Source organism: Streptomyces sp. NPDC043952, assembly GCF_056435325.1.
The window spans coordinates 28,225-38,777 of record NZ_JBWKES010000051.1; the positions used below are offsets into that span (position 1 = coordinate 28,225).

The 10,553-nt window shown below is 71.3% G+C and carries 10 protein-coding genes; 4 read left to right on the forward strand and 6 right to left on the reverse strand.

Annotated elements, in window-relative coordinates; all coding sequences use genetic code 11:
- Positions 1–36: 36 nt before the first annotated feature.
- Positions 37–1,407: a carotenoid oxygenase family protein gene (locus AC069R_RS32390; protein WP_478770282.1), complete on the reverse strand. Its 1,371-nt coding sequence runs from the start codon at positions 1,405–1,407 to the stop codon at positions 37–39.
- Positions 1,408–1,465: 58 nt separating this feature from the next.
- Positions 1,466–2,875, reverse strand: coding sequence for an MDR family MFS transporter (locus tag AC069R_RS32395; RefSeq protein WP_478770283.1), 1,410 nt, complete (start codon positions 2,873–2,875; stop codon positions 1,466–1,468).
- Positions 2,876–2,969: 94 nt separating this feature from the next.
- Here AC069R_RS32395 and AC069R_RS32400 point away from each other — a divergent pair, with 94 nt between their 5' ends.
- Complete coding sequence (locus AC069R_RS32400) at positions 2,970–3,518, forward strand: PadR family transcriptional regulator (RefSeq protein WP_478770284.1); 549 nt, start codon at positions 2,970–2,972, stop codon at positions 3,516–3,518.
- 165 nt (positions 3,519–3,683) lie between these two features.
- A complete protein-coding gene (locus AC069R_RS32405) occupies positions 3,684–4,577 on the forward strand; it encodes a Bax inhibitor-1/YccA family protein (RefSeq protein WP_478770285.1) in 894 nt (297 codons plus the stop codon).
- Between the two features lie 111 nt (positions 4,578–4,688).
- On the opposite strand, the gene AC069R_RS32410 is transcribed toward AC069R_RS32405, so the two are convergent.
- Entirely contained in the window at positions 4,689–4,919 is a 231-nt protein-coding gene (locus AC069R_RS32410) for a DUF4287 domain-containing protein (RefSeq protein ID WP_397985597.1), read from the reverse strand.
- Between the two features lie 99 nt (positions 4,920–5,018).
- On the opposite strand from AC069R_RS32410, the gene AC069R_RS32415 reads away from it, so the two are divergent.
- Entirely contained in the window at positions 5,019–5,330 is a 312-nt protein-coding gene (locus tag AC069R_RS32415; protein WP_397985598.1) for a hypothetical protein, read from the forward strand.
- A 48-nt stretch (positions 5,331–5,378) separates the two neighbouring features.
- Here AC069R_RS32415 and AC069R_RS32420 read toward each other — a convergent pair whose 3' ends face one another.
- From AC069R_RS32420 to AC069R_RS32430, 3 genes are all read right to left on the reverse strand, one after another.
- Positions 5,379–6,158: a hypothetical protein gene (locus tag AC069R_RS32420; protein WP_397985599.1), complete on the reverse strand. Its 780-nt coding sequence runs from the start codon at positions 6,156–6,158 to the stop codon at positions 5,379–5,381.
- Between the two features lie 309 nt (positions 6,159–6,467).
- Positions 6,468–7,688 (reverse strand): acetyl-CoA C-acetyltransferase, encoded by a 1,221-nt coding sequence (locus AC069R_RS32425; RefSeq protein ID WP_478770286.1) that lies wholly within the window; start codon positions 7,686–7,688, stop codon positions 6,468–6,470.
- Positions 7,689–7,859: 171 nt separating this feature from the next.
- The gene (locus tag AC069R_RS32430; RefSeq protein WP_478770287.1) at positions 7,860–8,879 is read right to left on the reverse strand and encodes an SGNH/GDSL hydrolase family protein; all 1,020 of its coding nucleotides are present in this window, start codon (positions 8,877–8,879) and stop codon (positions 7,860–7,862) included.
- A 158-nt stretch (positions 8,880–9,037) separates the two neighbouring features.
- Here AC069R_RS32430 and AC069R_RS32435 point away from each other — a divergent pair, with 158 nt between their 5' ends.
- Entirely contained in the window at positions 9,038–10,429 is a 1,392-nt protein-coding gene (locus tag AC069R_RS32435; RefSeq protein ID WP_478770288.1) for a cystathionine beta-synthase, read from the forward strand.
- The last annotated feature ends 124 nt before the right edge of the window (positions 10,430–10,553 follow it).

Genomic DNA, 10,553 nt, shown 5'->3' on the forward strand with positions numbered 1-10,553 from the left:
GCGTCGTTCCGGGGCCCGTGGGCGGTGTCCGGTGGGTCACTCGGTCCCGTCGGCCACCCAGCTGCCGTGGATGCCGGTCGGCACGCGGCGCGGCGTCTCCACGGCGGCCAGCTGCTTCATGTCCCGCGCGTCGAGCACCAGCAGCTCGGAGCCCTGGTCGCTGCCGTGGGACACCATGGACAGCAGATAGCCGGTGTCCTCTTCCGCGCCGTCCTGGGCGGGCACGAACACGGCCTCACCGGGTGAGGTGCCCGCCCCGGTGCCGAACGTCCGGGTCGTGCCCGCGTGGGTGTCGTACTTCAGGAGGGCGTTCTCGGTGACCGTGTAGAGGTAGCGGCTGTACCGCCCGGTCCGTTCGTCGTTGATGGTGGGGATCTCCACGCCCCGCTCGTCCAGTGCCTCCTCGTGCGCCCTGCCCGTGGCGGGGTCGAGCCGCCAGCGGTACACCTGGCCGCCCTGGGTCTCGCCCAGCAGCCAGCCCGGATCGGCCAGCGGGTGGTCGACCCGGCCGCCCATCGCCTGCCACATCCGGTCGTAGGAGGACCGGTTGTAGCGCACCGCCTCCAGGACGACCCGGCCGGCGGCGTCCTCGTGGGCGTTGCCGACGTGGAAGACGTAGCAGGGGTCGATGTCGAACCAGCGCACCTCGCCCGCGCGGTCGCGGCGCATCAGACCCAGCCGGGCGCCGTAGTCGTCGTCCCAGCGCATCGGCATGGCGCCGCCGGCCTGCCGGAGGTCGAAGACGACGGGCAGGTCCATCCATATGACGTAGTTCTCGGTGATCGCGAAGTCGTGCATCATCGTGCCCGCGGGCACGGTGATCTCCTTGCTCTCCACCAGTTCGCCCGCCGCCGACAGCCGGTGGTAGGTGAGGTGGGGAGGGACCGCGCTGTAGCCGAAGAACAGCAGCTCGCCGGTGACCGGGTCCTCCTTGGGGTGGGCGGTCATCGCGGTGGTGAGCCGTCCGCCGAAGTCGCAGGGACCGACCGTCTCCAGCTCGCCGGTGACCTGGTAGGGCAGCCCGTTCTCGACCAGCGCGAACAGCTTGTCGGCGTGCTCGATCACATGGGTGTTCGCGCTCACCGCGGTCAGGTCGAGCGTCCCGTCCGCGCGCTTGTACGGCGCCCCCGAGAACTTGCTGGTCCGCACCCAGCGGTTGCGGTACCACTCGGCGCGCCCGTTGCGCAGCCGGACACCGTGCAGCATGCCGTTGCCGGTGAACAGGTGGCCGGGGACCTCCCCCGGCCGCGGGTTGGGGCCATTGCGCAGGTAGCGGCCGTTCAGCTCGGGCGGCAGGGTGCCGGTGACCTGCAGGTCGAAGCCGTCGATCTCATCGGTGACGGGGGCGTAGTGGCCGACGAGGTACGGGGTGCTCGCCTCGGCGGTGTGGTCCGGTGTGGTGGCCATGGTTCCGTCCGTTCGTCCGGTGCGGGTGGTGCGGTGCCCTGGTGTGCCGCGCGGGTCGTCAGACCAGGGAGCTGAGGGAGGCCGACGCGCTGGTGCTGTCGGCGGGGTCACGGCGCGGAGCCGGCAGGAAGAGGACCGCGAGGAAGGTGGCCCCGGCGCCGATGACGGAGAGCCAGGGCAGGGCGCTTGCGGTACCGGCGGCCTGTGCCTGGTGCAGCCCCTCGCGGAGGTGGCCGGTGAAGGCGTCGCTGTAGAGCGTCCCGGCGATGGCCAGGGCGACGGAGCCGCCGATCTGGCGGAAGAAGGTGACGTTGGAGCTGGCGGTGCCGAGGTCGGCCGGGTCGACGTTGGACTGCACGACGATGGTCAGTCCGGACAGCATGGGGCCGATGCCGAGGCCGATGAGGGCCATCCAGAACGCCATCGTCGTCAGCCGGGTGTCCAGCGCGAGCTGGAGGAACAGCGCGGAACCCGCCGCGGCCAGGACGGCTCCGCCGAGCAGCCATGGCCGGTAGCGGCCGGTCTTCCCGATCAGGGCGCCGGTGAGGAGGCTGCCGGCGACCATGCCGATCATCAGCGGGTACAGCAGCAGGCCGCTGCTGCTGGCGCTGTGGCCGAGCGCCTCCTGGAAGAAGCGGGGCAGGAAGATCACGGAGGCGAAGAGGCAGAACGCCGAGAAGAACGAGGCGAGGTTGGCGAGGGTGTAGGCGCGGTTGCGGAACAGGCCCATGGGCATGATCGGCTGCGTGGCCCGGTTCTCGATCAGGACGAACGGCACCAGCAGCACGAGCGCCAGCAGGATCGGTCCGATGACCACGGCGTCGGTCCAGGTGTGGCCGTCGACGCCCTTCGTGGTCAGGCCGATCAGCAGCGAGCTGATGCCGACCGCCAGGACACCGATGCCCGCGTAGTCGGGGCGGCCGGCGTTCGGTATGCCACCGCCGCCGGGCAGGTACCGCCAGATGACGGCGAGGACCAGGGCGCCGACGGGCACGTTGACCAGGAAGACCCAGTGCCAGCTGGCCTGATCGGTGAACAGGCCGCCCAGGTAGGGGCCGATCACGTAACTGAGGGCCATGATGCCGCCGACCGCGCCCTGCGCCTGGCCGCGCCTCTCGGGCGGCACGGTGTCGGCCACCAGGGCCATCGAGAGCGGGAGCAGGGCGCCGGCGCCCAGTCCCTGTACGGCCCGGAAAGCGATCAGCTCGCCCATGTTCCGGGACAGGGCGCACAGGGCGCTGCCGGTCAGGAACACCACGATGCCGGTGATCAGCAGGGGCTTGCGGCCGTAGAGGTCGGAGAGACGGCCGTAGAGCGGGACGGTGATGGTGGAGGTGAGCAGGTAGGCCGTCACCGTCCAGGTGTAGAGGTCCTGGCCGCCCAGGTCCTCGATGATCTTCGGCAGTGCGGTGCCGACGATCGTCTGGTCGAGCATGGACAGGAACATGCCGCCGAGGATGGCGATCAACAGGAGGCCGCTATGAGGTCGGCGGGAATCCGTGCGCATATGCAGAGACTGACATGTCGTTCCTTACAGGTCAAGGCAGAGCTATCCTGCCGTCATGTCTCTTCGCATCGCGCTCCTCGGCACGCTCGCCTTCAACGGCCCGGCCTCCGGCTATGAACTGGCCAAACGCTTCGACGCCTCGGTGAACCTCGTCTGGCAGGCCAAGCACAGCCAGATCTATCCGGAGCTGGCCAAGATGGTGCAGAGCGGCGCGGTGACGGTCGAGGAGACGGGCGGCGGCCGGGGCCGGAAGGTCTACACCATCACCGCGAGCGGGCGGGACGAGATCAGCGAGTGGGCCACCAGCGCGGACCCCGACCGCAGCGTCCGCAACGAGTCGGCGCTGCGCGGCTTCCTGGTCGGCCTCCTGCCGCCGGACGAGGCGGTGGCCGTGATGCGGGCCGAGGAGGCACGGCACGCCGAGGTGCTGGCGCAGTTGCTGAAGCTCCGGGAGGAGGTGGCGGCCCGCACGAAGCAGGACAGCCCGGTCTTCGGGGGCTACGCGCTGGACCTGGGCGTGCGCACGGCCCGGATGATGCGGGACTGGGCGGCCGACACCGCCGCGGACATCGAACGGCGCGCCGCCGGGGGTCCGGCCAGGTAGCAAGTTCGTCATGGAAGGCGATCACCCATGGCCGGGACGTACCGCTCCGCGTAGCGTGTGGGTCAACCCGGCAGGGGAAAGATCCTCCTCAGGTAGCATGATCAAACCTTTGCCAATCCATTACGCTTGAGCCAAGGCCGCGCGAGGCGGCCATGGAGGAGTGAGATGAGGAGCAGCAACCCGGTCTTCTCGCGACGGGGCTTCAGCCGCGACCACGGCTACGCCGGCTTCAACACCGCACCGCAGGCCGGGTACGCAGGAGCCGACCCGTACGCGCAGAACCCGTACGCGCAAGGTGCCCAGACCCCGCAGAACCCGTACGCCACCACCGGCTACGGACAGCCGGGCGTCCCGTACGGCGCCCCGCCGCAGGCCCCGGCCGCCACCGGCCGGATGACCATGGACGACGTCGTCGTCCGCTCGGCGATGACGCTCGGTACCGTCGCGCTGGGCGCCGTTCTCGCCTGGGCCCTGCTGCCGGTCTCGCCCACGAGCTACGGCCTGGCCGTCGGCTCCGCGCTGATCGCGTTCGTCCTGGCCATGGTCCAGAACTTCAAGCGCACCCCGGTGCCCGCGCTGATCCTCGGATACGCGGCCTTCGAGGGCGTCTTCCTCGGCGTCATCAGCGAGATGTACAACAGCCGCTGGCAGGGCGCCCCCTTCCAGGCGGTGCTCGGCACCATGGCCGTCACCGGCGCCACCCTCCTTGTCTACAAGGCGGGCTGGATCCGCGTCACCGCGCGCTACGCCCGCATCGGCCTCGCCATCGCGATGGCCTTCGTGGCCGTCATGCTGGTCAATCTGCTGCTGGTCGCGTTCGGCGTCGCCGAGGACGGCGGACTGCGCAGCTTCGGCCCGCTCGGCGCGGTCGTCGGCATCATCGCGATCCTGCTCGGCGCGTTCTTCCTGACCCTCGACTTCAAGCAGATCGAGGACGGCATCGCGTACGGCGCGCCGCGCAACGAGTCCTGGCTCGCCGCGTTCGGACTCACCGTCACCCTGGTGTGGATCTACCTGGAGATGCTGCGCCTGGTGGCGATCTTCACCAACAACGACTAGCGACCGACGACCACCAGCGACCGATAACGACCGGCGCGCGTACGGCGCGCGGTGCAGGCAAGGGCCCCGGACTCCCCGTCCGGGGCCCTTCGCCGTCCGGGGGCGGGTGGTTCAGAGCAGCTTGCGGGCCGCCCTGCGCAGGTCGTACTCGTGCACGATGGCCTTCGCGTGGCCGTACGCCAGGTCGTACTCGTGCCTCAGCCAGCTGACCTTCTCCTCGAAGCGGAACAGGGCGGGGCCGTTCTCGACGGTGCGCAGCCAGTCGGCGACCTCACGACCGGTGCAGTGCGGGATGCGGGCGAGCATATTGCGATGGGTCTCCTCGGAGAAGACTTGGGACATCGGCACCTCCGGGCGCAAAGGGGATGTAAGCCGGTCCTTCACGTCACCGTGCCCGAGGGTTCGCCGCTTGGCAACAGTGCGGCGCGTTACGCTCGGCCCGTGGTTGATACGACGCCCCTGACCCAAGCAGTGGATCACTTCGCCGACCGGCTGCGTGCCGCGCCGCAGAGCAGGCTCCAGCGCAGCGCCGCCGCGGAGGCGCTGGCGCTGGCCCGCGAGTTGTCCCGGCGGGCGCAGGCGGTGGAGGAGCCGGGCACCGAGCCGCGGGAGATGCCGGACGCGGGGATGTTCGCGGTGGCGGACCAGATCCTGGTGGCCGCGCACGACTTGGCGCTGGTGCTGGAGAGCGACGACGAGGTCGGAGAGGCCGTGCGGCTGGTCGAGGAGGCGCGGGGGCGGGCGGGGGTCTGAACGCGCCGCCAGACCAGCGAGGCGCCGCGCGGAGCCGGTGCCGTCGCGCTACAGGGACGCGATGACCCGGTCCGCCAGGATGTAGACCATCTCCCCGCCGCACGCGAAGGTGAGCGTGTAGGCGCCGGAGACGCCCGAACCGCCCAGCAGATAGGGGGCTTCGCCCGCCGCCACGGCCCGCGCGAGGCGCTCGGCCGTCTCCCGGTGACCCGGCGTCATGCACAGCGTGGTGCCGTCGGCGAAGACGTAGACGTCGAGGGTGCCGAGCGGGCCGGGGCGTACGTCGGACAGCTCCACGCGCTCGTCGGCCAGGTGCTCCAGCGCCCCGGCCGTGCGCTCGTGGTCGCCCGCGGCCGACTGGGCCGGGACGAAGTCCGGGTGGGAGGGGTGCCGGCGGCGGGCCGCGGCCAGCTCCGGGGACTCGCCGGCGAACTCGTCGGCGTCGGCAGCGGACTCCGCCACCGGCTCCAGGCCCGCGAAGTCGGACTGCCGCGGCAGGAACGGCTCGTGGTCGGACAGGCCGAACACCGAGGGCGCGTCGGAGGCGTCCCGCGCCTCCTGCGCGGCCCAGAAGGCACGCGCCTCCGCGAGCTCCCGCTCCCGCTCCTCCGCGAGCGCCTCGGCCACGGCCGCGCGTATCCGCTCGGTGTCCGAGTGGGTACGGGCGTGCGGCAGCAGCGCGTGCGTCGCCGCGGACTGGTTCTCCGCGAGCTGCGCCTGGAGCTCCGTGAGCTGGCGGCGCAGCTTCAGCACGGTGCGCAGGACGGCGACGCCCACGGCGCCCGTGGCGGCCGTGGTGAGCAGCAGGGCGATCGGCATGGCGCTCACTGACGTACTCCCAGGTTCAAAGTCGACCCCCGACTTCCTACATCAGCTTGAAGGGCGGACTACCCAACTGTCAGTGCGTAACGTCACGAAACGGACAGTTCTTTGGCTCCGGGGGCCCGCCGGACGGCATGCCGTCCGGTGCTGACCTGCGCCGATGTCCGGGACGGGGGAGATAGGTCACATCCTGGGGGAGATTGGATCACAGAAAGGCCCAGAACCCGGTGGTTTCGCGGGTTCTGGGCCGATCCCTGACGTGAAGTGCCCGGTCCGCTACGGACCGTTGACCGCGGTCGGTGCGGGCGGGCCGGTTCAGCTGAGGCGCTCGATGACCATCGCCATGCCCTGGCCGCCGCCGACGCACATCGTCTCCAGGCCGAACTGCTTGTCGTGCCACTGGAGGGAGTTGATCAGCGTGCCGGTGATCCGGGCGCCGGTCATGCCGAAGGGGTGGCCGACGGCGATCGCGCCGCCGTTGACGTTTACCTTGTCGAGGTCGAAGCCCAGCTCGCGGTAGGAGGGGATCACCTGGGCGGCGAAAGCCTCGTTGATCTCGACCAGGTCGATGTCGTCCGTGGTCAGGCCGGCCCGGCGCAGCGCCTGCCGGCTCGCCTCGACCGGGCCGAGGCCCATGATCTCGGGGGAGAGGGCGGAGACGCCGGTGGACACGATGCGGGCGAGCGGGGTCAGGCCCAGCTCGCGGGCCTTGGTGTCGCTCATGATGACGAGGGCGGCGGCGCCGTCGTTGAGCGGGCAGCAGTTGCCCGCGGTGACCAGGCCGTCGGGGCGGAAGACCGGCTTCAGGCCGGAGACGCCCTCCATGGTGACGCCGGCGCGCGGGCCGTCGTCCTTGGCGACGACGGTGCCGTCGGGCAGCGTGACCGGGGTGATCTCGCGCTCCCAGAAGCCGGCCTTGATGGCCTCCTCGGCGAGGTTCTGCGAGCGGACGCCGAACTCGTCCATCTCCTGGCGGGTGATGCCCTTCCAGCGGGCCAGGTTCTCGGCGGTCTGGCCCATCGCGATGTACGCGTCCGGCACCAGGCCGTCCTCGCGCGGGTCGTGCCAGGTGGTGCCCTCCTGCTGCGCGACCGCCGCGGTGCGGGCCTCGGCCTCGGCGAAGAACGGGTTGCGGGTGTCCGGGAGGCTGTCGGAGCTGCCCTTGGCGAAGCGGGAGACGGTCTCCACACCGGCCGAGATGAAGACGTCGCCCTCGCCCGCCTTGATGGCGTGCAGGGCCATCCGGGAGGTCTGGAGGGACGAGGAGCAGTAGCGGGTGATGGTGCAGCCGGGCAGGTGGTCCATGCCCAGCTGTACGGCGACGATCCGGCCGAGGTTGTTGCCCTGCTCGCCGCCGGGCAGCCCGCAGCCGAGCATCAGGTCGTCGATGTCCTTCGGGTCCAGCTCGGGGACCTTGGCGAGCGCGGCCTGGATGATCGTGGCGGTGAGGTCGTCGGGGCGCAGATCCTTGAGCGAACCCTTGCCGGCGCGGCCGATGGGGGAGCGGGCGGTCGAGACGATCACGGCTTCGGGCATCGGGGCTCCAGGTGAACGGGATTGTGCAGGGCCGGTCTGGAAGTTACCCGGCCGTAGTTGACAGGTCATCGGTGTCGGGGTGTGACGCTGGCCGCAGTTTCTAAGCGCTTGCTTTGGCGGCGGGAGCCGTTGTCACGGTCACGGGTACGAGTACCCGCCCGGTCGCCGCCGTCAAGTGGACGGCGCCGCCGCCTCGGCCTCCGGGACCCGGCGGCGGTGGCGCCGCTTGAGCAGTGCCCAGGGGCCGCGCGGTCCCGTCGGCATCGCGGCCGTGACCTCCGTACCGGCCTCCGCCGCCGCCTCGGCCGCCGCGCGGGCCACCGGCAGGAAGCCCTCGCGCCGGGTCAGGTCCGGCCGGTCCTCCTCCGCCGGCCACAGGCCGAGCGCCGCGCACACCGTGGGCAGCACGGCCATCGCCGCCGTCGCGTAACCCTCGGCCGAGGGGTGGTAGTTGTCCGGGCCGAACAGCTCGCGGGGATTGGCCGCGAACTCCGGGCCCAGCAGATCGCCCAGCGAGACCGTGCGCCCGCCCTGCTCCACCACCCCGATGGTCTGCGCCGCCGCCAGCTGCCGTGACGCCCGCCGCGCCAGCCAGCGCAGCGGCTGCTGCACCGGCTCGATGGTGCCCAGGTCGGGACAGGTGCCGACGACCACCTCCGCGCCGGCCGTGCGCAGCCTGCGCACCGCCGCCGACAGATGCCGTACCGAACGCGTCGGCGGCATCCGGTGGGTCACGTCGTTCGCGCCGATCATGATCACGCAGATGTCCGGGGCGGGCCGGCCGCCGGACAGCACCAGCGCGACCTGCCGGTCCAGGTCGTCGGACTGCGCGCCCGGCAGCGCCACGTTGCGCAGCTCCACCGGGCGTTCCGCGACCGCCGCGAGCCCGGAGGCCAGCAGCGCGCCCGGAGTCTGCCCGGACCGGTGCACCCCCTGCCCCGCGGCCGTGGAATCGCCGAGCATCACCAGCCGCAGCGGCGGCTCGCCGGGCACGTCGTACGCCCGGCCGTATGTCCCCTCCGCGCCCGGCACCCGCTCGCCGGTGCCGTTGCCCACATGGCGCCGGGCCAGCCGCACCTCGGCGAGCAGCAGGCCGACCGCGGCCGCCCCGATCAGCCCGGCCCCGCCCCCGCCGTACGCCGCCCCGGCCGCGATGCGCCGGGCCACCCGCGCCCTCGACATGTTCGTCATGCGTCGCCGCCACCTCCTCGTAGCCGTACACCCACTCCTTGCCCCGTACAGGGCGTGCGCCAATCTCGACGGGGAGTGAACGACCGCCCGAGCCGGGCCGGGGGCCGTAGGCTGACGGCACCACTACGACCACTTTTTTGCAGCGACCGGAGACAACGGTGCGATTCCACGACTCGATGATCAGCCTCGTCGGCGACACCCCGCTGGTGAAGCTCAACAACGTGACCAAGGGCATCCAGGCGACCGTCCTGGCCAAGGTGGAGTACTTCAATCCGGGCGGCTCCGTGAAGGACCGCATCGCCCTGCGCATGATCGAGGCCGCCGAGGAGAGCGGGGAGCTGAAGCCCGGCGGCACCATCGTGGAGCCCACCAGCGGCAACACCGGTGTGGGGCTGGCGATCGTGGCCCAGCAGAAGGGCTACAAGTGCATCTTCGTGTGCCCCGACAAGGTGAGCACCGACAAGATCAACGTACTGCGTGCCTACGGCGCCGAGGTCGTCGTCTGCCCGACCGCCGTGGACCCCGAGCACCCGGACTCGTACTACAACGTCTCCGACCGCCTGGTGCGCGAGACCCCCGGCGCCTGGAAGCCCGACCAGTACTCCAACCCGAACAACCCGCTGTCGCACTACCACTCCACCGGCCCGGAGCTGTGGGACCAGACCGAGGGGAAGATCACCCACTTCGTGGCGGGCGTCGGCACCGGCGGCACCATCTCCGGCACCGGCCGCTACCTGAAGGACGCCAGCGACGGCAAGGTCAAGGTCGTCGGCGCCGACCCGGAGGGTTCCGTCTACTCGGGCGGCTCCGGCCGGCCGTACCTGATCGAGGGCGTCGGTGAGGACTTCTGGCCGACCGCCTACGACCGCACCGTCGCCGACGAGATCGTGGCCGTGTCCGACAAGGACGCCTTCCAGATGACCCGCCGCCTCGCCAAGGAGGAGGGCCTGCTGGTGGGCGGCTCCTGCGGCATGGCCGTGGTCGCCGCGCTGCGCGTCGCCGAGCGGCTCGGCCCGGACGACGTGGTCGTGGTCCTGCTCCCGGACAGCGGCCGCGGCTACCTTTCGAAGATCTTCAACGACGAGTGGATGGCGGACTACGGCTTCCTGGAGGACGAGGGCCCGAGCGCCCGCGTCGCCGACGTGCTGAACGACAAGTCCGGCGCCACGATCCCGTCGCTCGTGCACATGCACCCGGAGGAAACCGTCGGCCAGGCCATCGAGGTGCTGCGCGAGTACGGCGTCTCGCAGATGCCCGTCGTCAAGCCGGGCGCCGGTCACCCGGACGTGATGGCCGCGGAGGTCGTCGGCTCGGTCGTGGAGCGCGAGCTGCTGGACGCCCTGTTCTCCCAGCGCGCCTCCCTGGAGGACCCGCTGGAGAAGCACATGTCCGCCCCGCTGCCGCAGGTCGGCTCCGGCGAGCCGGTCGGTGACCTGATGCAGGTGCTGGGCACGGCGGACGCGGCGATCGTCCTCGTCGAGGGCAAGCCGAAGGGTGTCGTCAGCCGCCAGGACCTGCTGGCGTTCCTGGCCAAGGGCGGCAACAAGTAGTACGACCGCCACGGGCCCCTTCCCTGGGTGGATGCTGTTGGTTAATTCCGCCCCGCTGGATCTGATCCGGCGGGGCGGAGTGCTGCGAAGGGTGAGACGCGGGTGCGGGCGAGTGGTCTGCCGG

Bases quoted from the DNA above. Each gene is read 5' to 3' on its own strand.
- AC069R_RS32430 (WP_478770287.1), bottom strand. From the start codon at position 8,879: ATGACGAACATGTCGAGGGCGCGGGTGGCCCGGCGCATCGCGGCCGGG.
- AC069R_RS32400 (WP_478770284.1), top strand. From the start codon at position 2,970: ATGTCTCTTCGCATCGCGCTCCTCGGCACGCTCGCCTTCAACGGCCCG.
- AC069R_RS32405 (WP_478770285.1), top strand. From the start codon at position 3,684: ATGAGGAGCAGCAACCCGGTCTTCTCGCGACGGGGCTTCAGCCGCGAC.
- AC069R_RS32390 (WP_478770282.1), bottom strand. From the start codon at position 1,407: ATGGCCACCACACCGGACCACACCGCCGAGGCGAGCACCCCGTACCTC.
- AC069R_RS32425 (WP_478770286.1), bottom strand. From the start codon at position 7,688: ATGCCCGAAGCCGTGATCGTCTCGACCGCCCGCTCCCCCATCGGCCGC.
- AC069R_RS32410 (WP_397985597.1), bottom strand. From the start codon at position 4,919: ATGTCCCAAGTCTTCTCCGAGGAGACCCATCGCAATATGCTCGCCCGC.